The organism is Mycobacteroides sp. H003, assembly GCF_001440135.1.
Taxonomy (GTDB): Bacteria; Actinomycetota; Actinomycetes; order Mycobacteriales; family Mycobacteriaceae; genus Mycobacterium; species Mycobacterium gwanakae.
In genome coordinates, this window is the sequence record NZ_LJYL01000015.1 from 12,459 (window position 1) to 34,104 (window position 21,646).

At 63.7% G+C, this 21,646-nt stretch carries 22 protein-coding genes, 1 pseudogene and 1 riboswitch; of the genes and pseudogenes, 10 read left to right on the forward strand and 13 right to left on the reverse strand.

Features of this window, described 5'->3' with window-relative positions; all coding sequences use genetic code 11:
• Nucleotides 1–137: 137 nt before the first annotated feature.
• From AOT87_RS10635 to AOT87_RS28810, 3 genes are all read right to left on the reverse strand, one after another.
• The gene (locus AOT87_RS10635; RefSeq protein ID WP_057966646.1) at nucleotides 138–794 is read right to left on the reverse strand and encodes an MspA family porin; all 657 of its coding nucleotides are present in this window, start codon (nucleotides 792–794) and stop codon (nucleotides 138–140) included.
• Nucleotides 795–1,341: 547 nt separating this feature from the next.
• On the reverse strand, nucleotides 1,342–1,896 hold the full coding sequence (locus tag AOT87_RS10640) for a recombinase family protein (protein WP_234795797.1): 555 nt from the start codon (nucleotides 1,894–1,896) through the stop codon (nucleotides 1,342–1,344).
• 32 nt (nucleotides 1,897–1,928) lie between these two features.
• The gene (locus tag AOT87_RS28810) at nucleotides 1,929–2,093 is read right to left on the reverse strand and encodes a hypothetical protein (RefSeq protein WP_157859009.1); all 165 of its coding nucleotides are present in this window, start codon (nucleotides 2,091–2,093) and stop codon (nucleotides 1,929–1,931) included.
• 34 nt (nucleotides 2,094–2,127) lie between these two features.
• Here AOT87_RS28810 and AOT87_RS10645 point away from each other — a divergent pair.
• Nucleotides 2,128–2,973, forward strand: a pseudogene (locus AOT87_RS10645) (VWA domain-containing protein); the annotation flags it as partial.
• Here AOT87_RS10645 and AOT87_RS10650 read toward each other — a convergent pair.
• Nucleotides 2,970–3,632, reverse strand: a complete 663-nt coding sequence (locus tag AOT87_RS10650) for a helix-turn-helix domain-containing protein (RefSeq protein ID WP_030095828.1) — start codon at nucleotides 3,630–3,632, stop codon at nucleotides 2,970–2,972. The pseudogene AOT87_RS10645 and the gene AOT87_RS10650 overlap by 4 nt on opposite strands.
• A gap of 62 nt (nucleotides 3,633–3,694) precedes the next feature.
• Here AOT87_RS10650 and AOT87_RS10655 point away from each other — a divergent pair, with 62 nt between their 5' ends.
• From AOT87_RS10655 to AOT87_RS10680, 6 genes are all read left to right on the forward strand, one after another.
• Nucleotides 3,695–4,513, forward strand: a complete 819-nt coding sequence (locus tag AOT87_RS10655; RefSeq protein ID WP_030095829.1) for a Coq4 family protein — start codon at nucleotides 3,695–3,697, stop codon at nucleotides 4,511–4,513.
• A gap of 273 nt (nucleotides 4,514–4,786) precedes the next feature.
• Nucleotides 4,787–5,752, forward strand: coding sequence for an alpha/beta hydrolase (locus tag AOT87_RS10660; RefSeq protein ID WP_057968733.1), 966 nt, complete (start codon nucleotides 4,787–4,789; stop codon nucleotides 5,750–5,752).
• Complete coding sequence (locus AOT87_RS10665; protein ID WP_057968734.1) at nucleotides 5,749–6,942, forward strand: LLM class flavin-dependent oxidoreductase; 1,194 nt, start codon at nucleotides 5,749–5,751, stop codon at nucleotides 6,940–6,942. The genes AOT87_RS10660 and AOT87_RS10665 overlap by 4 nt, the downstream gene beginning before the upstream one ends.
• Nucleotides 6,942–7,973, forward strand: coding sequence for a zinc-binding dehydrogenase (locus tag AOT87_RS10670; protein WP_057968735.1), 1,032 nt, complete (start codon nucleotides 6,942–6,944; stop codon nucleotides 7,971–7,973). The genes AOT87_RS10665 and AOT87_RS10670 overlap by 1 nt, the downstream gene beginning before the upstream one ends.
• 24 nt (nucleotides 7,974–7,997) lie before the next feature.
• Nucleotides 7,998–8,747 carry an SIMPL domain-containing protein gene (locus AOT87_RS10675; RefSeq protein ID WP_057968736.1) on the forward strand — a complete coding sequence of 250 codons (750 nt, stop codon included), beginning with the start codon at nucleotides 7,998–8,000 and terminating at the stop codon, nucleotides 8,745–8,747.
• 3 nt (nucleotides 8,748–8,750) lie between these two features.
• On the forward strand, nucleotides 8,751–9,359 hold the full coding sequence (locus AOT87_RS10680; RefSeq protein WP_030095834.1) for an SIMPL domain-containing protein: 609 nt from the start codon (nucleotides 8,751–8,753) through the stop codon (nucleotides 9,357–9,359).
• Between the two features lie 28 nt (nucleotides 9,360–9,387).
• Here AOT87_RS10680 and hpt read toward each other — a convergent pair whose 3' ends face one another.
• A complete protein-coding gene (gene hpt / locus AOT87_RS10685) occupies nucleotides 9,388–9,969 on the reverse strand; it encodes a hypoxanthine phosphoribosyltransferase (RefSeq protein WP_030095835.1) in 582 nt (193 codons plus the stop codon).
• A gap of 89 nt (nucleotides 9,970–10,058) precedes the next feature.
• On the opposite strand from hpt, the gene AOT87_RS10690 reads away from it, so the two are divergent.
• Nucleotides 10,059–11,555 carry an NAD(P)/FAD-dependent oxidoreductase gene (locus AOT87_RS10690; RefSeq protein ID WP_057968737.1) on the forward strand — a complete coding sequence of 499 codons (1,497 nt, stop codon included), beginning with the start codon at nucleotides 10,059–10,061 and terminating at the stop codon, nucleotides 11,553–11,555.
• On the opposite strand, the gene tilS is transcribed toward AOT87_RS10690, so the two are convergent.
• From tilS to dacB, 3 genes are all read right to left on the reverse strand, one after another.
• A complete protein-coding gene (tilS, locus tag AOT87_RS10695; protein ID WP_057970100.1) occupies nucleotides 11,552–12,427 on the reverse strand; it encodes a tRNA lysidine(34) synthetase TilS in 876 nt (291 codons plus the stop codon). The two genes, AOT87_RS10690 and tilS, sit on opposite strands and share 4 nt — an antisense overlap.
• Before the next feature lie 56 nt (nucleotides 12,428–12,483).
• The gene (locus AOT87_RS10700; protein WP_227457858.1) at nucleotides 12,484–13,485 is read right to left on the reverse strand and encodes a zinc-dependent metalloprotease; all 1,002 of its coding nucleotides are present in this window, start codon (nucleotides 13,483–13,485) and stop codon (nucleotides 12,484–12,486) included.
• 68 nt (nucleotides 13,486–13,553) lie between these two features.
• A complete protein-coding gene (gene dacB, locus AOT87_RS10705; protein ID WP_057968740.1) occupies nucleotides 13,554–14,951 on the reverse strand; it encodes a D-alanyl-D-alanine carboxypeptidase/D-alanyl-D-alanine-endopeptidase in 1,398 nt (465 codons plus the stop codon).
• A 105-nt stretch (nucleotides 14,952–15,056) separates the two neighbouring features.
• Here dacB and AOT87_RS10710 point away from each other — a divergent pair, with 105 nt between their 5' ends.
• Complete coding sequence (locus AOT87_RS10710; RefSeq protein WP_057968741.1) at nucleotides 15,057–15,545, forward strand: inorganic diphosphatase; 489 nt, start codon at nucleotides 15,057–15,059, stop codon at nucleotides 15,543–15,545.
• On the opposite strand, the gene AOT87_RS10715 is transcribed toward AOT87_RS10710, so the two are convergent.
• A complete protein-coding gene (locus AOT87_RS10715) occupies nucleotides 15,542–16,216 on the reverse strand; it encodes an MmpS family transport accessory protein (RefSeq protein ID WP_057968742.1) in 675 nt (224 codons plus the stop codon). The two genes, AOT87_RS10710 and AOT87_RS10715, sit on opposite strands and share 4 nt — an antisense overlap.
• A gap of 114 nt (nucleotides 16,217–16,330) precedes the next feature.
• Between AOT87_RS10715 and AOT87_RS10720 the strand changes: the two genes are divergently transcribed.
• A complete protein-coding gene (locus AOT87_RS10720) occupies nucleotides 16,331–16,852 on the forward strand; it encodes a 2-oxo-4-hydroxy-4-carboxy-5-ureidoimidazoline decarboxylase (RefSeq protein ID WP_057968743.1) in 522 nt (173 codons plus the stop codon).
• Nucleotides 16,853–16,864: 12 nt separating this feature from the next.
• Here AOT87_RS10720 and AOT87_RS10725 read toward each other — a convergent pair whose 3' ends face one another.
• The 4 genes from AOT87_RS10725 to AOT87_RS10740 all read right to left on the reverse strand — a co-directional run bounded on the left by AOT87_RS10725 (nucleotide 16,865) and on the right by AOT87_RS10740 (nucleotide 21,309).
• The gene (locus AOT87_RS10725; protein ID WP_193601852.1) at nucleotides 16,865–17,302 is read right to left on the reverse strand and encodes a hypothetical protein; all 438 of its coding nucleotides are present in this window, start codon (nucleotides 17,300–17,302) and stop codon (nucleotides 16,865–16,867) included.
• A gap of 52 nt (nucleotides 17,303–17,354) precedes the next feature.
• Nucleotides 17,355–18,314 (reverse strand): SDR family NAD(P)-dependent oxidoreductase, encoded by a 960-nt coding sequence (locus AOT87_RS10730; protein WP_057968744.1) that lies wholly within the window; start codon nucleotides 18,312–18,314, stop codon nucleotides 17,355–17,357.
• Nucleotides 18,311–19,900 carry an NAD(P)/FAD-dependent oxidoreductase gene (locus tag AOT87_RS10735; protein ID WP_057968745.1) on the reverse strand — a complete coding sequence of 530 codons (1,590 nt, stop codon included), beginning with the start codon at nucleotides 19,898–19,900 and terminating at the stop codon, nucleotides 18,311–18,313. The genes AOT87_RS10730 and AOT87_RS10735 overlap by 4 nt, the downstream gene beginning before the upstream one ends.
• Before the next feature lie 83 nt (nucleotides 19,901–19,983).
• A complete protein-coding gene (locus AOT87_RS10740) occupies nucleotides 19,984–21,309 on the reverse strand; it encodes an aminotransferase class V-fold PLP-dependent enzyme (protein ID WP_057968746.1) in 1,326 nt (441 codons plus the stop codon).
• Nucleotides 21,310–21,341: 32 nt separating this feature from the next.
• Nucleotides 21,342–21,454: riboswitch (SAM riboswitch) on the reverse strand.
• Nucleotides 21,455–21,646 lie beyond the last annotated feature (192 nt).

Here is a 21,646-nt window from a genome sequence, read left to right on the forward strand (position 1 = left end):
CAACTGACAGTATGGCTGTGTAGTTACCAAGTCAACCTGATAGTTGAATGTTTCCTCATTAGACACGGTGCGACCCGCGGAGATTGGGCGTGTCATCGTCATCGCAGCTGGCATGATTGTCGATTCCTGGCCTACTTCTAAAGGTCTTTGGGTTCGCCATAGACGGTTTGGGTGTCGTTACCGTTCTCGGTACGGATCCGGAAGGTGGCATACGACTGGATCTTGACCTGACCACCGCAGCCGTCAGCTTCAACGTTCTGGTTGCGCACACGCGACACCGCGCGCATGTTGCGGAAATTGATCCGATCCATCGGCAGCTGTGCCAGACCACCCGGTTTGAGCAGCACACGGATGTAGCCGCCGATATGTTCTTGGGCACCCAGCGATCCACCACCGGAGACGCCTCCGAACCCACCGCCTCCGCCACCACCGTTGGATCCTTGGCCGTAGCCACCGCCGTAGCCTTGCCCGAAAACAGACTGGTTCAGCGTCAATCCCAGATCGCCGCCGGTCTCCACGCCCGCTGAAGAATCCGTGCGACAGCCCACGAAGTAGCCGGTCTCCAGCTGCCCGTCCTGAATCACAGCGCTGCCCTGGCCAGTGATGGTGGCCTCCGCCCGGTACGACACCCGCGCCTGCCACGAATTACTCGCCCCGGCGATGTTGTCGATGTGATCGATCACCTCGTTGGACATGGTCAACCCGACCGTCCAGCCATCATCGGTCACGAACTGCTGATACTGATCCGGCATCCCCTGCGGATCAGCAACAGCGGTCGGCATTGTGGCCGACATTGCCACAATGGTTACCGCCGCCGCAGCCCATACTCGCGCGGGTCGAAGGCCGTGTGTGGGCCGCTCCCCGCAGGAGCTCGCTGACAATGCCATACATTCGCCCCCCTCATTCTCATTTCCCCGAGACCTGATCCAGCAACACCGGAGCACACCCGACACGGGCCCAAAGGTCTGCGTGGCCGGTACGCTATGCCGTCGCTAGAGATCATGTCAACCGCACCAACATGGGACCTTGATCGTGCATTGGCTTTGCTTGAGCGACCAGGCATCGTGCAACCCGGCGCACGGCCACGGCGCGGTTGGCAATGTGTGCAAACTGTGCAAGCTGGCAAGCGCCAACTGCGCACTCTCACCACATTCTCATGATCTGGCAATGGTCCGCATACCGCGCTCGCGACCCTGCCCTTGATCTGGCCTAGCTACATAGGGTGCTCGCGCTAATTTTTGCTACCAGCGTTCCGGGCACGCAGCGTAGCGATAGCGCGCCGACTGCGGCCGACCTCCCCGGACCTCTGCAACGGAGACCATCAATACCGGCGACGGAGTGCTACGCGCCGTCTCCCTCGCCTGCGGCTCGTGCTCGCACGTTGTAGACGGTGGCGCGTGACACCCCGAACTCGCGCGCTAGATCTGCTGGATGCTCGCCGCTGGCCAGCCGCTCCAACAATGCCGTCGTCTGCTCCTCGGTCAACGCTGGCTTGCGGCCCTTGTAGACGCCCTTGGCTTTCGCGAGCTCGATGCCTTCCCGCTGACGTTCCTTGATCATCGATCGCTCGAACTCCGCCACCGCGCCCAGCATCGACAGCAGCAGCGTGGACATCGGCGAATCGTCGCCCGTGAATGTGAGGTTCTCCTTGACGAAGTGGACCCGCACACCCCGAGCGGTCAGCTCCCGCACGGTGCGCCGTAGATCCTCCAGCGACCGCGCCAGCCGATCCATGGAATGAACCACCAGAGTGTCACCGTCGCGTACGTAGCCGAGCGCCTCGGTGAGCGCCGGCCGGGCAGTGTCCTTGCCGCTGGCCTTGTCCTCAAACCGCTTATCAACCTCGATGCCGTCGAGCTGGCGTTCGGTGTTCTGGTCAAGGGTCGACACCCGCACCTAGCCGACCTGCTGCCCCGCTTTAGTGTCGCTCATCGGGCATCATCCCTTCCGATCTGTGATGTCGGACCAGTCGGCCCAGCTCGGTAGTGGTTGGCCGTCCGGGCCCGGGCCACGACCTCGTAGAGCTGGGCGATGACCTGTCGGTAGTTGCCGGCGCTGTAGGCGCGGGCGAGTTCCTGGTCCTCGGCGGGCATTCGTTGGATGTGTTTCTTGACGGCGTTGAAGGCCGAAGCCGCCAATGATCGACATGCCAAGGCCAAGCAAGCAGGGGAAGCTCTTGCGGAGCGTCTGACCAGCGGCAACGGCGCAGATGCCTTGACGGGTGCGGGATTCCGTGGACCGGACTTCGCGCCACTGGCGGGCAAGGGGGTGGGCGCGATCGAGACACTCACCGTGAATGACCTGACCGCGTTCGACACCGCGATGCGCCGATACGCGGTGCTGGCCTTGCCTTCTCGAATGCTTGCCGTTCTCGATGTCTCGGGCTCGATGAAGTTCTCCGCGGGGCAGACCACCCGTGTCGGTCTGTTGAGCCAGGCTATCGACAACGGGCTTCCGCTGTTCCCCGAGAACGCACAGATTGGCCTGTGGGCCTTCTCGATCGACAAGGGCGGGCCGGGGCAGGACTGGAAGGACCTGCTGCCCATCCGCACGCTCGGCGAGAAGGTGGGCGATAGGACTCAACGTCAGCTTCTGGCGGATGAGGGCCACGGCCTGGACGCCCTAGTCGGCGGTGGAACCGGTTTGTACGACACCACACTCGCGGCATTCCGCAAGGTCCAGTCGACATACGACCCGCACTACGTCAACAGCGTGGTGATCATCACCGACGGCGCAAATGAGGATCCGAACGGCATCTCCTTGGACCAACTGCTCGCAACATTGAAGAAAGAGCAAGACCCCGCACGGCCCGTTGTGCTCATCACCCTCGGCATCACGGAAGACGCCGATGCCGCTGTCCTCAAACAGATTTCGGACGCCACCCCGGGAGGGGGCAGCCGCGTCGCACGCAGCGCGGATGAGATCCCCAACATTGTCATCGATCTCATCAGGGCTCGAACCGCTGCCCGCTAGACGAACACGGCCTCGGGCGCCGGAGGGTTGGCGAGCAACGTGGGCAGCACGAAAACCCTGACGTAGCGGCGAACCTGCTCCGGGTTATCGGTTCCCGGGATCAGCCCGAGGAGCAGCGACAACGCCACCGACAACACGTACCGCGCGGCGTCCTCGGGCCGTACCCCCTGCCGCACCTCCGCCATCCGGGTACTGAACACACCTGCATATAACGAGGTCAACAGGTCGATGAGATTGGGCGCGTTGACAATCAACGAGGCGACCGTGCCGCGATCATCGCGGTCGGCCAGCACGCGCAGTAGCGGATTGGCACCGACCTCCACGGAAACGATCACCATCGATTCCGGAATGATCTCGGCCAGGTCCTTGAGCACGATAAGCCTACCGATCATGTTGGTGATCTCGCTCATCGTCGCGCGGACCACCAGGGCATCCATCAGATCGTCCCGGTTCCGGAAATGCCGATACACCACGGCTCGGCTGTATCCGGCTTCCCGCGCAATGGCTTCCATCGTGGATGCGCCGTATCCGCGCTCGACGAACAGCCGCTCCGCAGCATCAAGGAGCTGCGCCTGCGCCTGCTGGGCGGTGTTACCGCCACCCGGCGGCCTACCGCGTCCACGTGGAACCTTGCTCACTCCCTCACTCTTACGAGCCACCCCGCAGCCGCCTCCTTGGAAAATATATTGACACTTTCACGCATTTGCCTATTATTAATCGCATGCAAAACGACCTGGCCAAATACTCTAATCCCGGCGGTGTCGTACCAGACCGCACGACGTGGACTCCCTGGCTGAAGGCTTGGCGCATGCTGATTGACGCCAAGTACCACGGCGACATCTATGAGGCGTTCCTGGGCATGGAGGCGCCGGTCTTCGCGCGTGCCTACTATCAGGTGCGGGCCCATCCGAACGGCCGAAAGCTGTTCAAAAACAAGCCAGACCTGCTCGCCGTGCTCAACGATGTGGAGTATCTGAACTCCCTGCCATTCGGCAGCCTGGGGCACGCCTACCTGTCGTTCCTGAACACCAACAAACTCGACGCAGGCGTCTTCGGCGAAGCGAACATCATCAGGCCGATCGCCGAGAAGAACAACTGGGACGAGGACTTCTACTACATGATCATCAGGGGCACCGCACTTCATGACATGTTCCACACCATCGGCGGTTACGGTCCCGACATCGCCGGCGAAATGGCCAACATCGGATTCCATTGCGGACAAATGGAACCCGCAGGACCGCTGGAGAAGCTCGGGATGTTCGGCGCCCTCACCCTGCCGGGCGCTTCAGCGCCGTTCAAACTCCGCTACTACCGCCAGGCGGTGGAGCGTGGCCGTCGCGCCGACCTGCTGATGGCCGCGCCCTGGGAGGAGTTACTCGAACTGCCCTATCGCCAGGCCCAGTCGGCCCTGGGGGTGAGTCCGGTCGAGGTGGCACATCCGCAAGGTAGGTGGACCACCGAATGGACACCGCCTTCCATCAAGCCGCCGACACCCTGGAACTACGAGCGCATCCTCGACGCGGGCCCTATCGCGGCCTGAATCTCCACCGAATCAACACGATTCACCCACGCGGGGACCCGCGGCGATTCATATTCTGACGAGATCGCCAAAATGTCTAATATTTCGAATACCCTCGTACGCAACATGGGTGAGGGGCCGAGCGCCTTCGATCACTCCGGTATGACCGGCAATCGGCATCCTGGTCGCCGATTGTGTGTTGTGGTTTAGTGGCAATCACAACGCTGATGAGCCTGTGCGGCGAAGAAGCGACAACAACGCTGTTGGCCACCCTCAGAAGGTGAGAATGCGCTAATGACCGATGCCGCTGTGGATATCCGGGAACGTGACATCGCCACGAACGGCGTGCACCTGCGCATCGTCGAGGCGGGTGAGCAGGGCCAGCCCGTAGTCGTTCTGGCCCATGGCTTCCCTGAGTTGGCCTACTCCTGGCGCCACCAGATTCCGGCACTCGCCGCCGCCGGATATCACGTGATCGCCCCCGACCAGCGGGGTTATGGCAGGTCGAGTTCACCGGCGCACATCGACGACTACAACATCGAAGCGCTGTCCGATGACCTGCTGGGCATCCTGGACGAGGTGGGCGCCGGCAAGGCGACCTTCATCGGGCACGACTGGGGCGCCGTCGTCACCTGGCATACCGCACTCGCCGTCCCCGAACGCGTCGAAGGTGTCGCCGGGCTGTCGGTCCCCTTCACCCGGCGTAGCCAGGTGGCTCCCACCCAGGCGTGGAAAAAGCTGTTCGGCGACAACTTCTTCTACATCCTGTACTTCCAGGAGCCGGGGGTCGCAGACGCCGATCTCAGCCGTGATCCCACCGCCACGATGCGCCGCATGCTGATAGGCATGGCCCACACCGACGGCGCCACGATGATCGCACCCGGCCCGGCCGGATTCATCGAGCGCATGTCCGATCCCGGCGAGCTTCCCGGATGGCTGAGCCAGACCGAACTGGACCATTACGTCGCGGAATTCACCCGCACGGGGTTCACTGGAGGGCTGAACTGGTACCGGAATTTCGATCGCAACTGGGCGCTGACCGAGCGCCTGGCCGGAGCCAATGTCGTTGTGCCCTCTTTATTCATCGCGGGCGCAGCCGACCCTGTTCTCGGTTTCACCGACCAGGCGGGGAGTCTGAAATACCGCACCGATAACCGGGGTGACATCCTGATCGATGGCGCTGGACACTGGATTCAGCAGGAACGGCCCGATGAGGTCAATGCCGCGCTCCTGGAATTCCTGCAACAGGTTGCGCGATGAGCACCCCACTGCGATTCGGCGCCTTCATCACCCCGTTTCATCCTGTCGGCCAAAACCCCACCACCGCACTGGAGTACGACCTAGAGCGGGTGGTTGCCCTGGATCGGCTGGGTTATGACGAGGCCTGGTTTGGTGAGCATCACTCCGGCGGCTACGAGTTGATCTCCTGCCCCGAAGTCTTCATTGCCGCTGCGGCCGAGCGCACCAAACACATCAGGCTGGGCACCGGGGTGGTGTCACTGCCCTACCACCATCCATTGATGGTGGTGGATCGCTGGATTCTGCTGGACCACATCACCCGGGGCCGCGTCATATTCGGCACCGGACCCGGTGCGCTGCCGACGGACGCGTACATGATGGGCATCGACCCGCTCGATCAGCGCCAGATGCAGGAGGAGTCGCTGGAGGCGATCCTGGCGCTGCTGCGCGCGGCACCGGATGAGCGCATCAGCCGCGAAACATCCTGGTTCACTTTGCGGGATGCACAGCTGCAGCTGCGCCCCTACACCCACCCCTATCCGGAAATCCTTACCGCGGCGATGTTTTCCCCTTCGGGTCCGCGGCTGGCTGGAAAGCTCGGCGCAGGCCTGCTGTCCTTGTCGGCATCGATCCCGGGTGGATTCGCGGCATTGGAGAACGCCTGGGAAGTGGTGCGTGAACAGGCGGCCGCCCACGGCCATCCCGAACCAGATCGGTCCAGCTGGCGGGTGCTCGGCATCATGCACCTCGCCGAAACACGTGAGCAGGCCATCGAGGACTGTACGTACGGTCTGCCGGACTACGCACACTACTTCGGTGCCGTTGGGGTGCTGCCGCTTGCGAATGAAGTAGACGGCGTGCAGGCTGACCCACGCGAGTTCGTCAAGGCCTATGTGGACGAAGGGAACTGCTGCATCGGGACTCCCGACGATGCCATCGACTACGTCCAGGGCCTGCTCGACAAGTCGGGCGGCTTCGGTACATTCCTGATGCTGGGGCACGATTGGGCTTCACCGGAGGCCACGTTCAAATCCTATGAATTGTTCGCCCGCAAGGTGATTCCGCATTTTACGGGACAGCTCACCGCCGCCAGGATCTCGCACGACTGGGCGCAGGCCAAGCGCGGCGAGCTCCTGGGCCGTGCCGGCGAGGCCGTCGCCAAGGCCATCGTCGAACATCAGAACGACCGCGCACAGAAAGGGCATGCGTGATGCGAGCATCGGTGCTGCGCAACGGCGCGATGGTCTATCGAGACGATGTGGCCGACCCGGTGCCCGGAGAAGGACAGGTACTCGTCAAGGTCACCGCATGCGGAATCTGCGGATCCGACCTTCATTTCGCAAAGCACGGTGCGCAAGCGATCGAACTGTCCAAACAGATGGCCGGCATGCCCAGTCTTACCGACGGCGTCAACCTGGAAGCCGACGTCTTCATGGGACATGAGTTCGCCGCAGAAGTGATCGAGGCCGGACCGGGGACGCAGGCCCCCGAGCCAGGGACCCCTGTGACGTCAATTCCAATCTTGCTATCTTCCAAGGGAATCGAACCTATCGTCTATAGCAACAGCACACTCGGCGGCTACGCCGAGCAGATGCTGTTGAGCGCTCCGCTACTGCTGCCCATCCCCAACGGTCTCGACCCGCGGTACGCGGCGCTCACCGAACCGATGGCGGTCGGTCTGCATGCCGTCAACAAATCGGGCATCCAACCCGGTACCGGAGCCATCGTCATCGGGTGTGGCCCGGTCGGCATAGCGGTGATAGCGGCCCTGCATAACCTCGGCATCGAGCCCATTGTCGCCGCGGACTACTCCCCCGCGCGGCGTGATCTGGCCCAGCGCATGGGAGCGCACGAGATCGTCGACCCCGGTGTCGAGCCCACCTTCGAGGCCTGGTCCCGAGCCGGGAAGGGCGCGCCGGTGATCTTCGAGGCCGTCGGGGTGCCGGGCATCCTCAACAATGTGTTGAGGGATGCGCCGCACAGCTCGCGGGTGGTGGTTGTGGGCGTCTGCATGGAGCCCGATGCCATCACCCCCTACTTCGGGATCGCCAAGGAAGTTGCGCTTCAATTCGTGCTCGCCTACGACCCGACAGAGTTCTCCGAGACGCTGCGGCGAATCGCGCACGGCGAGATCGATGTTGCGCACCTCGTCACAGGTGAGGTAGGTCTGGAAGATGTCGGATCGGCATTTGCCGATCTCGGCGATCCGGGGCACCACTGCAAGATTTTGGTGGTGCCGTAAAGGTTGGGGAGGACAGGAAGTGACATGCGGGTACAAAGACGGACAGCACTGACCCGGACGGCTGTGGTGGCTGCCACCGCAGCGATGGCGGTGCTCCTGGCCGGCTGCGGTGATGATTCCACCGGCAGCCCGGAGTCCACGCGGAATGTGACGGTCGTCGGCAAGGGCGAGGTCAAGGGCGCACCCGATGTCCTGCGTGCCGATGTGGGCGTATCGGTGAGCGCCAAGGATGTCTCCGGGGCACTGTCTCAGGCCAGCGAGAAGGCTCAGGCCGTCATCGACGCCGTGGTCGGCGCCGGGGTGGCCCGCGAGGACGTCCAGACCAACGAGCTGTCCATCCAGCCTGAACAGACCTACCCGCAGGGCGGTCCCGCGCGTATCACCGGGTACAACGCCACCAACTCGGTGCGTATCAACGTCCGTGATCTCAAGAAGGCATCCGAAGTCCTGGACAAGGCAGTGCAGGCCGGCGGCGACGCGGCGCGGCTGTCCGGCGTTAGCTTCGATCTCGACAACGACGCCGACCTGCTGAAGGGTGCGCGCGAGCGCGCCTTCAACGACGCCAAGGCCCGCGCCGAGCAGTATGCCGGCCTATCGGGCTCCAAACTGGGCAAGGTGCTGCGCATCGACGAATCCCACGGATCGGTGCCTCCCCCCGCGCCGATGATGGGGAAGCGGGCACCCATGCAAGCCGACGCGTCGTTCGCGCCACCACTGGAGCCCGGACAGCAGACGGTGACATTCGAGGTAAGCGTCATCTGGGAGCTGACCTAAGCGATGGGTGACATCACGGTTGTCGGCCACGGCGAGGCCAGCGGTAGTCCCGACGTGTTCATGGCCACGGTCGGTGTGTCGGTCCGCTCACGGCGTATCGCCGGGGTGATGGCCGACGTGAAGGCCAAGGCCCGTGCGGTGATCGATGCGGTACTCGACTCGGGCGTGGCCGCTGAGGACGTGAGAACCGCATGGATGTCTGTGCACCCGCAATTCGACGGCAACAAGATCACCGGGTACTCGGCCGACAACTCGGTACGGATCACCGTCCGCGACCTGTCGAAGGTCTCCGATGTGCTGGATAAGGCCGTCACCGCGGGAGGTGAGGCCGCACAGCTGTCCGGGGTCAGCTTTGATCTGCAGGACAGCACCGATCTCGCGACCCAGGCACGTGAACGGGCATTCGCCGATGCCAGGGCCCGGGCCGAGCAGTACGCAACCCTGTCCGGGGGGACGCTGGGCAAGGTGCTGCGCATCGACGAGACCGGGAGCCATTCGAGCCCATCCCCACGCGCGGAGTTCGCGATGCTGCGTGCAGCGAGCGGGCCACCGGTGGAGGCGGGTCAGCAGACCGTCAGCGCCGACATCACCGTGACGTGGGAGCTGACATGAGCACTCACGCGAAGACCGTCACAGACAGTTAGTCGGTATAGACGCGCGGGTGCAGCGTTCCGATGAAAGGCAGATCGCGGTAGCGCTCGCCGTAGTCGAGCCCGTAACCGACCACGAATTCATTGGGGATCTCGAAGCCGACGAGAGCCACGTCGACGTCGACCTTCTTAGCCTCGGGCTTGCGCAGCAGCGACACCACATTCAGCGACCGTGGGCCGCGCGAGGCGAGGTTCCGCATGAGCCAGCTCAGGGTCAGCCCGGAATCGATGATGTCCTCGACGATCAGGACGTCGAGGTTCTGGATGTCCCTATCCAGATCCTTGAGGATGCGCACCACACCGGAGGACGAGGTTGCCGAGCCATACGAGCTGACCGCCATGAACTCCATCTGGGTCGGGATGGGGATGGCCCTGGCCAAATCCGAGACAAACATGACGGCACCCTTGAGCACGGTCACCAGCAGCAGGTCGCCCTCGATGTCGCGATACTTTTCGCCGATGGCGGCGCCAAGCTCCTGAGTCCGGGCACGAATCTGCTCCTCGGTGAGGAGCACCGATTTCACGTCGCCGCTGTATTGCTCGCCGCATGACTGTTGCTGTTCGCAGGTCACGACGGACAGCGTGCCATGGAGAACGCAAGCTCACCAAGCCGGTGACATTGGCTAGTGACTTTGTTTACGAAATAGGCCACTATGGAAACGTGAGCAATGGCGCTTACGGAGCAGGCGACGAGCTGCCGTCCCGCGATATCCGCGTGGTGGTAATCGGGGCTGGCATGTCCGGTCTGTGCATGGCCTCCACCCTCCGGCACCGGGGCATCACCAACTTCACCGTCTACGAGAAGGCCGACGAGGTCGGCGGAACCTGGCGGGACAACACCTACCCAGGTCTGCAGTGCGACGTGCCGTCGCGCTACTACTCCTACTCCTTCGCCCCGAATCCCGGTTGGAGCAAAGGCTTCTCACCAGGTCCCGAGATCCACCAGTACTTCGTGAGATTCGCCGACGAGCAGGGTCTGCGCCGGAACATCCGCTTCGGCGCAGCCGTCACCCGGGCCGAATGGGTAGATGGGCCGGGCCAGCCCCACTGGGAGTTGGAGATTTCCGACGGCAGCCGTGACACCGCTGATGTCGTGGTCAGCGCCACCGGAGTGCTGCACCTTCCCCGCCTTCCCGATATCGACGGCCTGCGAACATTCGCCGGCCCGTGCTTTCACTCGGCGCGGTGGGATCACTCGGTGCAGTGCACGGGGAAACGGGTCGGGCTTATCGGTACCGGATCCTCGGGGGTCCAGATCATCGGTGCACTCGCCACCGAGGTGCGGAGCCTCTCGGTGTTCCAGCGCTCGGCACAGTGGGTCGCACCAGTGCCCAACTTCACCTACTCGTCCATGTCGAAATCGATGTGGTCCCGGGTACCGATACTGAACAGGTTCTCTTATCGCTTGTGGCGCTTCTACTTCGAACGGGGCGTGGGCGGATCAGTGGTCAATCCCGGTGTACGGCGCCGACTCATCCAGGGGTTCGTGCGGGCATCGCATCGGCTGCTCATCCGCGATCGCGCGCTGCGCGAGAAGCTGCATCCCGATTACGAGCCGCTGTGCCGGCGACTGGTCATGTCGGTGCCGTTCTTCAAAGCGGTACAACGCCCCAACGTCGCGGTGCTCACCGACGGTATCGAACGCATCGTGCCACAGGGCGTCATCACAAACGACGGAGTTCTGCATGAGCTGGACATCCTGGTGTGTGCCACGGGTTTTGATGCTCATTCCTATTTGCGTCCGATGGAGGTGATCGGCCGCGCCGGGGTGAAGCTCAGCGAGGTGTGGCGTGACGGGCCGCGCGCATACCGCGCCGTGGGCCTGGCCGGGTTCCCGAACTTCTTTCTCCTGATCGGGCCGAACAGTCCGATCGGAAACAATTCGCTGATCTCGATCGCCGAGACGCAGGTGAAGTTCGCGATGCATTGGATCGACGAGATACGTTATGGCCGAGTTCAATCGGTGGCACCGACCGCGCATGCCGCGGATGCTTTCAACGCCGAGGTGCGCCGGGCCATGCCCAATACCGTGTGGTCCTCGGGATGTGACAGCTGGTATCTGGGAGCCGACGGCGTACCGGAGCTGTGGCCCTGGCCTCCCGTCGACTACCGTCGCACGCTCACCTCTCCGAATCGCGAGGACTTCGCAATCACTTAGACGTCGTGGATCGACAGCACCAGCCGGTCACCCGATCTCGAGGCCACCAGGCGCTGGTACGGCAAACCTGCGCCCACCGCGACCCCGCCCTGCCCATGCCATTGCGCAACGAGCCCATCCACCGCGCGAATCTGGTTGTCGTTCAGATCCTGTGCGCCACCAGCCAACAGCCAAAGCCTGATCACCCTTCTCCGTACGGCGGGCGCCAAATTGCGCAGACCCGAAACCTCCAGAGAACCCGTATCGGCGAAGGCCGCCCGCGCGTGCTCGTCGAGCGCATCCCCGTCCTCGCGTAGCGAGGCCGCGGTTCGGGCAAGGGCCTCGGCCACGCCGCCTCCGAGAACCTGCTCCAGTAACGGCAGCACCTCGTGGCGCAGGCGCACCCGGACGAAGCGCGGATCGACATTGTGCGGGTCTTCCCATGGAGTGAGCCCCCATTCGGTGCAGGCTGCACGCGTCTCGGTGCGGCGAACATCCAGGAACGGGCGCCCCCAGGGGGCATCCCACGGGCGCATTCCGGCGATGGAACGTGCCCCCGATCCTCGCCCGAGTCCCAGCAGCACCGTCTCAGCCTGATCGTCGAGAGTATGGGCAAGAAGCACGGGCAGCCCGTCACTGGCCTTGCGCAACGCGGCATACCGGGCAGTCCTGGCAGCTGCTTCCAGACCACCCGGGCCGTCAACGGCCACCGAAAGAACCAATGCGTCACGACATCCCAGGGCCAGCGCCCGATTCCGCGCCTGGGCCGCGACCTCGGCCGAGCCCTGCTGCAGCCCGTGGTCGACGATCAACGCGGTCACCGCCCAGTCCTGCCCGACGGCAGCCGCCGCGAGCGCCAGCGAGTCAGCGCCACCCGAGAGCGCCACGGTGATAGCGGTGGCATTCGGGAGGTGCTGCGCACCAAAGGCTTTGACAGCCCGCCGCAGCGCTAGAGAACTCGGGCGATCCATAGGTCCGGGTCCTCGATTTCGGCTGGCTTGGGCAACGTCTCGGGGTCTTGCCAGATGGTGTTGAAACGCTCCATCCCCACCGTTCCCACCACATGGTCGACAAATCTCTTGCCACGGGTGTACTGACGCATCTTGGCATCCATGCCGATGAGCGCACGGATGACCCGTTGCAGCGGTGGCTGCTTGCGTGAACGCCGCGCCTCGAAGCGCGACCTTATGGATGCCACCGAGGGGACCACGGCGGGGCCAACCGCATCCATGACATGGTCAGCATGTCCTTCGAGAAGGGTGCCCAGCACCAGCAGACGATCCAGTGCATCCCTGCCGCTGTCGGATTGCATAGCGCGCAGCAAGTCGACAATTCCGTTCTCGCCCTGCCCTTTCGGGGATCGGACAAACTCGGCCAGCCTGCCGAGCATGCCGGCCACATCTTCTTCCTGTTCATGTGCGAGTGTTGCCAACGTGCCCGACATGTAGTCCGCCAGCCATGGATTGGCCGAGAACTGCACACGGTGCGTCACCTCATGCAGACACACCCACATCCGGAAATCGCTTGGCATCACCCGAAGCTGACGTTCCACCGCGATGATGTTCGGATACACCAGCAGTAACGCGCCCGCCCCTTCCGCGGTGAACGGGTCGTACTGTCCGAGAATGCCCGACGAGACGAAGGCCAGCACGGCGCCGGTTTGCGCCCCGGTGACGCGGCCGGACAAAAACCCCGAGGCGCCGCCGTCACCGCCGGCCATCACCCGCATGGACTCGGCTGCCGCCGCAATCCAGCTGGGGCGGTCAATGATCCGCGCCTCCGGAACCACCAGCCCATCGGCCAAGCCGGTGAGCTCACGCACCGGAGCTTCCGCACGCCGCGCCGCATCCGAGAGCTCGGCGATGGCCTGCTGGCGGGTGTACTCGGTGGTGGGCGGGGCGGGTCGTGCCAGCTTCGCGCCCACGGTGGCCGCGAACTCCCAGTTGACCATGCGGCCAACCGTCAACTCGGGACGCTCGGTTCCGGCTCCGCGCTTCGCGACGCGATCCGGCGTGGTCATCAGCTACATCCGCATGACCGCAGCACCGCCGCGGTGTTATCCACCGCGTTGCGCGCGGTCGGGGCGGTGGCCTGGTTCTGCATCAACGTGAAGGTGAGCACCCGGCCGCTGATGTCGGTGACCACACCTGCCAGTGTGTTCACCCCGGTGAGCGACCCGGTTTTGGCGCGCAACCAGCCCGCCGAGGTTTGGTTTTGGAGGACGAAGCGTTCCGAGAGCGTTCCGCTGCCGCCGGCGATGGGCAGCACATCCAGCAGCGGTCGCAGCTTCGGCTGATCGGGGCCGGCGGCCGCTCCGATAACCTCATCGAGGGTGCGTGCCGTCACCCTGTCGTCCACCGACAACCCACTGGAATCACGCAATGTCAGGCCCGTGAGATCGATTCCTGCGCTGCGTAACTGGCTCGTGACGGCATCGACGGTTCCGGAGAAGGTCTGCGGTCGGCCCGATGCCAGCGCCACCTCGCGCCCGATTGTCTCTGCCATGACATTGTCGGAGGCATTCATCATCTCCCGCAGCCGCTCCATCAGCGGCGCCGACTGCACGGAGGCAATGGGTTTCGCTGTCGAGGGCGCAGCATCCAATCGCACCGTATCCGGGTCAGCCCCCAGCGCGGTGGCGAGTGCACGCCCCGCATCCAATGCGGGAGTGGTGGAACGGCGTGAGTCATAATCGGTCGGCTGCGTGCGGCCGGCATCGAGCATCACGGCCTGGATCGGCGCGACGTCACCGCCGTCGATGTCTGCCGGGTCCCACCCGGGTGCCATCGACGGCCCGCCAAATCGACTGATATCCACGGTGATTGAGGTGACGGTGACGCCCGACTTGCGCACCTGATCGGCAAGATCGCTGATACGGGCGGCGTCGCGGTACCACGTGTCGGTGCCCGTCGGCGCCGCGCTGAGGATCGGGTCTCCGCCACCGACCAGTGTCACCAATCCGCGCTGCCCCGCGGTATCAGCGACTACCGAAGTGGTGAGTTTGGCGTCGCGCTCGAGGGTGATCAGCGCCGCCGCCGCGGTCAGCACCTTGTTGGTGGACGCCGGCACCATCGGCACGGTCGAACCCTGTTGCCACAACTCGCGGCCCGTCAGCGCATCGGTGACCCGGCCGGTGAACATCGCGAGCGCCGGATCGGCCAGCGCCTTGTCCAGCGCCTGCGCCAGCCCGTCCACCGTCGGAACCGGCGCGGAATCGGAAACCGGAACAACGCCGGGCTTGGGGCTGACGAGTACCGGCTCCGGATCGGCGCCCTGCAATTGATGGGAGGTGGCGGCTCCGGTGGTCAGCGAGGCCACAAGTACCAACGCGGCAATCGCCAGTACGACGGCGACGGCGAGCAGGACATGGGTAGAGCGCCGCCAGCGACGCGGATCAAGTGCACTGGCGGTGACCATGCTCTGCAGGGTATCGCTATCCTGGTGCCCGCTGGACGAGCGCTTGCGCGAAGACTGACAGGCAGACTTGACAGGCTAAGTACCACCGACATTCAAGGAGCGGGTGTGGAGTTCGACGTCACCATCGAGATCCCCAAGGGTCAGCGCAACAAGTACGAAGTCGATCACGTGACCGGCCGGGTGCGTCTGGACCGCTACCTCTACACGCCGATGGCCTACCCCACCGATTACGGCTTCATCGAGAACACCCTCGGTGAGGACGGCGATCCGCTGGACGCCCTGCTGCTCCTGCCCGAGCCCGTCTTCCCGGGCGTGATCGTCGAGGCACGGCCCGTCGGCATGTTCAAGATGGTCGACGACGGCGGCGGCGACGACAAGGTGCTGTGTGTGCCGGCGGGCGATCCGCGCTGGGATCACATCCAGGACATCGGCGACGTGTCGAGCTTCGACCTGGACGCCATCAAGCACTTTTTCGTGCACTACAAGGACCTCGAGCCCGGCAAGTTCGTCGAGGCCGCCGACTGGGTGGGCCGCGCCGAGGCCGAAGCCGAGGTCACCGCGTCGTTCGAGCGCCTCAAGACCCAGGGACACTAGCCCGGCATAGGCGCCTGGCACACGACGGCGAACACGTCGGTGCTGCTTTGGGCGACGGTCACTCCGTCAACGGTGATAGAACAGCTGATGGTGCCCTCACCGACCATGGTGACATTCATGGTCAGCGGAACGTCCCGACGTGTAACCGTCACCGAGACGGCCCACGGCTGCGAAATATTCGACACACGCACGTAGTCGTTGTCCGTCATATAGGCGACATTGACCCCGCCGCCCTGACCACCCACGCTGTAGGTGACGTTCTTGCCGCCGTTCCCCGCCCCCCCGGGACCCTGACCCGTAGTGGGCGCCTCGGTCGTGGTGGGCACCGGCGGCGCCTCAGTGGTCGTTGGCGTGGTTTCGACACCGGTGCTGGGGTTAGGCGGGGGTGGTGATGGCGGAGGTGGCTCGGTCGTCGTTATCGACGGCAAGGGGACGTCATTGGGCCCCGTCCAGGTCGTCGATGGGGTGACGGTGACCGTTGTCGGTGCGGCCACCTCAGTTCGGCGGGTGATAACCAGAATGGCGGTCAGCGCTATCGCCAGCACCGCCAGGATGCTGACGCCGGCGACTATCCACGGCCACTTCGGGGGTTTCGGATCCTCCGGATAGGGAATCGGCTCGCCGGGTGGCCATGGCTCCTGCGGGTACTCCTGCCAGGCCGGATCCGTCACTGTCCCCCACTCCTTCCCCAGTGCAACTGGGTGCAATGTTACGTCGCGTTAAACTCCTGCAAAATGCACGGTCCCCCTCTAGCGAACAGCGGCGCCCCGTCGAATCATGGTTCTATGTTGATGCATCAGGGCATCGGCCGCGGCACGTTCAACGAGATGCCCGACACCAAAGCGGTCCACGCGCTCTACGAGTGTGGTGGCAGCGTGACCTGGGCGCGGAAGATCGCCGCGGCCCGGCCGTTCGCCGATCACGATGCCCTGTTCCGGTACGCCGACAACGAGCTCTTCGCCCTGTCCGAGGAATCACTGGACGAGGTACTGATCGCCTACCCGCCACTGGGCCGACGCCCGGGAAGCGCGCGTTCACATGCCGAGCAGTGCGCGATCCGCGACGAAACGCCGGGAATGATGGCCGCGTTGCGGGCCGCCGCCCACCGGTACGAGCACCACTTCGGCCACCGCTTCGTCATGCACCTGTGCGGACAGGACGGCGCCTCCGTGCTGCGTGCGATCTCCGACCGCATGCACCACGACGTGGACACCGAACGCAAGGTGACCCGCAACGAACTCGCAAAGATCAACCGCACGCGCCTGGAGCGCATGCTCGGCCCCGAGGGCGGTTACGACAACTGGTGAGCTAGCCGCGCGCTACGCCGCCAGCGGTACGCGCTGCGGCAGCAATGCGAACACGCGGCGTGCGGCACAACCGATATCTGTGGTGGGCGACGCCGGGATCAGGGTCACCCCGTCGGCGACACCGGCCAGGTAGATATCGGCGATCAGACCCGCCAGCCCTTCCGGCGTGCCCGCATACGACACCGCCGAGGGAACCCGCAGGCTCGCAAAATGCTTACGGGCCGACCGTGAATCGGCCTCGATGTGCACATACACATCCAAGATGACCGCAGGTGCTTCCTTACGCGAGGTGCGCAAGGAATGCCGGGCCCGCTGCGCCTGCTTCAGATCGGGGGCGTTCACCCGCGCGGTGACACCCGTTCCGTTGGTCAGCTCATGCCATCCGTCGGCATTGTCGGTGAAGACCCGGAACGTTTGATGTTGCGTCGCCACAAAGGCCACCGTACCCACGCGGGCCTGCCAGGGCCATTGTTCGATTCCCGATGAGCGGATCAATCCCCGGTTACACCGGCGACTGCTCGGTTGCAGGTGACGCCGGGGTGCGCTCCGTCAGATTGTCGATGACGCGTTGCACCCTCGGCATCAGCGAGTCGATATCCAATCCGAGCCAATACGGGATCGGATACATGAAATGTCGATTGAGACCTGGCAGGAGCCTGCTCAAGAAATAACCGAGCCACGCTTCGGGACGCACCGGAGCCACCGCAAAGTTGTAACGCGCCGCGCGGACCGTGGCCCGCGCAACCTGCGGAGGACCGATCAATTGATCCAGCACTCGCATCGGGGCAGAGGACTGAAAGGCCCTCATCACGTTGTTCACACGCTCACGCACATCATCGGGAAGATCCACGCCGGCCACGGTGGCGTTTACCCCAATGTTGGTGTTGATGAAGCCGGGACATACCGCAGACACCCCGATTCCCTTGGGGCCCAGTTCCATCCGCATGCATTCGCTCAGCATCTTCACTGCCGCCTTGGACGCGGAATAGGCGGGAAAGACCGGCGTCGGGGTGATGGCCCCCGCCGAGGCGATGTTGACTATCTGACCGCCGCGGCCGCGTTCGGCCATCTGCTTGCCGAAGACACGGCCACCGTAGGCGACCCCAAAAACGTTGACCCGGAACTGTTTTTCCCAGTGTTCCTGCTCCAGGTCGAAGAAACGACCACCGACCATGATGCCCGCGTTGTTCACCAGCACGTCGGGAACGCCGTACTCCGCCCGCACCTGTTCGGCGAATCGCTCCCATGCCGATGGATCGGTGACGTCGAGCTGGAAAGCAACGGCACGCAGCCCCCTGTTGTGAATAATCTCCGCCGTTTCCTGGGCGGTGGTCAGATCCAGATCCGACGCCACCACCTCCGCACCGCCCCTAGCGAATTGGATGGCGATGGCTCGCCCGATGCCGCTGCCGGCGCCGGTCACTACAACAAGATCTGGTTTACGTGCGGGGAGCAGTCTCATCCCACGACCTCCTTGTTGCGCTTACGCCTCGATGCCACCTTCACCACGGGCGCTACCGTCTCGCTGCCGTAGCGATAGTTGTCCAGCCGGAAGTATTTGTTGTGGAAGTACATCTCGCCGAAACCGCCTGGCCGGAAAGGCGAATCACCGTGATTGTCGATATAGTAAGTGTTGGCCGTCGAACATGCCGGAGACAGCCAAAGGTGATTCTTGTTGCGCTGGTGCATCTTACGGAAGTAGGCCTGGTGCACGTCCGGCTTGACCTCGGCGGTGGTGGCACCGCGTTTCTTGGTCTCCGCGATGACCCGGGCCGCGTGCGCGGTCGTCGATTCGATCAGCATGTGATACGGCCCGAACACATAGCCGTACGGTCCGAGAACAAGGAAGAAGTTGGGGTACTCGGGAATCGAAACACCCTGGTAAGCCTGATAGCGGCTCTCCTGGAAGAATCGTTTCAAGTCCTTGCCGCCTCGCCCGGCGGTCGGGAAGGCCGGCATGTGATCCCAGATCGCGAATCCCGTGGCACAGATCAATACATCTACTTCATGCTCGACGCCGTCCGCGGTCAGCAGACCCTTCTCGGTGATCCGCTGAATCGGTTCGGTCACCAAGTCCACATTGGGCCGGTTGAACGTCTTGAGGTAGGTGTTAGAGAACGACGGACGCTTACAGCCAAATCCGTAATAGGGCAGCAGCTTCTCGCGGGTCACCGGATCGTCGACCTGTGTACGCATCCAGGAGCGAATCCTGTTGGCCATGGCCATCGATGCCGATTCGACGTATTTGGAGTCGAGGTTGAAAACAGCATCCGGAATGTACGCGGTGCTGAGGTTGATCGCGTGGCGAATACCCTTGGCGACACCGGGGAATCCGAACAGTGCCCGCCAGAACGCGTTGTACTTCAAGTCAGGTTTGGGCCCCACATAGATGGGCGTGCGCTGAAAGACGGTGAGGTTGCCAACCTCCGGGGCGATCTCGGGAACGAGCTGCAGCGAGGTAGCCCCGGTTCCGATGACCGCCACCCTCTTCCCGGCAAGCTGAACATCCTTGTCCCACAGCGCGGTATGCATCAGCACACCCTGATAGGAATCGATACCGTCTATTTCTGGGAGCTTGGGTTGCTCAAGTCCGCCGGTCGCGGCGATCACATGCCGAGCAGTGATGACGGTGTCATCGTCCAGGGTAAGAGCCCAGATATTTTGCGACTCATCAAATTCCTGACGAACGACGCGCGTATTGAACCGGATCTTGCGCCGCAGGTCGTGCTTGTCGACAAGCTCGTTGGCGTACTCCTCGAGTTCATTACCCGGGGTGAAGAACTTCGACCAGGTGGTCTTCTGGTCGTAGGAAAAACTGTAGATAAAGGTCGGGATATCAACGGCCACGCCCGGATACTTGTTCGCGTGCCAGGTGCCGCCGGCGGCCCCCCACTTCTCCAAAATCACGAAATCGTGAACTCCCTTTTTGGTGAGCTCAACACCTGCTCCGATACCTCCGAAACCGGCTCCGATAATCGCGACTTCATGGTCGGGAACAACCCGTTCCCGACCGTTGGCTTCGCTACCCCGCACACGTGTACTAGTCATTCGACGTCCTTGTCAGTCCGACCCAGTGATGTATCGGACTGAAAGTATCACGTATTACGAGTTACGGATACTGCGATTCGGCGTCACGCCACCAGGAAGTCCGGCAGTGGCCGCGGGTCGTCGGCGGGCCCCACCTGCCCATCCCGCTCGACATAGGTCAGGGTCGGGCCATGGTGAACAAGCTGACCGATCGCATCGACGAGGCGCGTGATATCACCCGCAGTAGTTCCCAGCCCGACACTTGCGCGTAGCGCTCCACCCGGAGCGCCCAATCTGGCTAGCAGCGGATGCGCGCAGAACCTGCCGTCGCGCACTCCGACTCCATGTTCGGCCGACAGATACGCGGCGGCCACCGACGGCGTGTATCCGGCGACCGTGAAGGACACAATGCCCAGTACATCTCGGCCACCTTCCCAAATGCGAAGAGTATCAACGCCTTCAATCGCCTCGAGCCCCTCCCGGAGTTGGGCGGTGAGCGCTTCTTCGAGCTGGCTTATCTCTCCCAGCGCGTCCAATGCCTCACATGCCGCCGCCACGGCGGCAACGCCGACCACATTCGGAGTGCCCGCCTCATGCCGCTGCGGTCCGACGAGCCACTCGGCCTCGTCGATACCGACATTGCGCACCGCACCCCCGCCCGCCAGATACGGTCGCGCGGCGTCGAGCCAGTCACTTTGTCCGACAAGGACTCCGGCACCAAATGGGGCGTACAGCTTGTGCCCGGAGAACGCGAGGTAGTCGATTCCGGTTGCCGCCAGGTCGATGCGACGATGCGGAACCAACTGCGCACCGTCAACGGCGATCCTCGCGCCGTGCCGGTGGGCAACGGCAGCGAGTTCAGCCAATGGCAGCACCTCACCGGTGACATTCGATGCGCCGGTAACGGCCAGCAGCGCGGCGGGCTGCCGGGAGAGTTCCTCATCCAGCGCGGCGACGGTGTCCGCGACGGTGACCCGATGTGCTACCACCCGAGCGCCATATCGCTGCCAGGTCAACAGGTTTGCATGATGTTCGATATCAAGCACCACCACATTTGGGTGTCGCCGGCTTTCAGAATCCGCCCCGCCTGGCACCGCCGAAGCGAGCAGATTGAGCGAGTCGGTGGTGTTGCGGGTAAAGATCACGTGCTGGTCGGGGGCCGCTCCCACGAAACGTCCCACCGTTTCCCGGGCACCCTCGTACACCGCCGTGCACACGCGCGAGGCATATCCGGCGCCACGGTGCACGCTGGCGTAATACGGCAGCAACTCGTTGACGTGGTCCGCGACATCGCCGAGCGCGGGCGCGCTCGCCGCGTAGTCGAAATTGGCGTACCTGATCCAACCACCTTGAGCCAGAGGCACCTTGACATCTGCTCCAACGACACGCGCGGCCGGTCGCTCAGCCCCAGATTGTGCGGACACTGACATGTGACATCCCATCTCACCGGACCCGCCCGGCGAGTCCACGCTTGCCACGCCCGGTTGAGCGCGGCCAGGTCGTCACCTGGAGCACCCCACCGTGGAGGAGGGTTGCCGACCAGCTAGCCAGGGCTTGTCGCTGGTTCTCATGACCTGAGGGCAGTGTGCCTACCGGGCGCGGCCATCGTCAAGCGCATTGCGCAGGGTGATTTCAAATGCGCGCTGTCGCGTCGTTGATCCGGCCCGATTTTCCGATCCCCGCCCCGTAGGGCACACTGACTAGTGGAGGGGAGTATTCCTTCGCTGCGGTGTCGTCATCACATCGGCCATTGTTGGACCGGTCGGT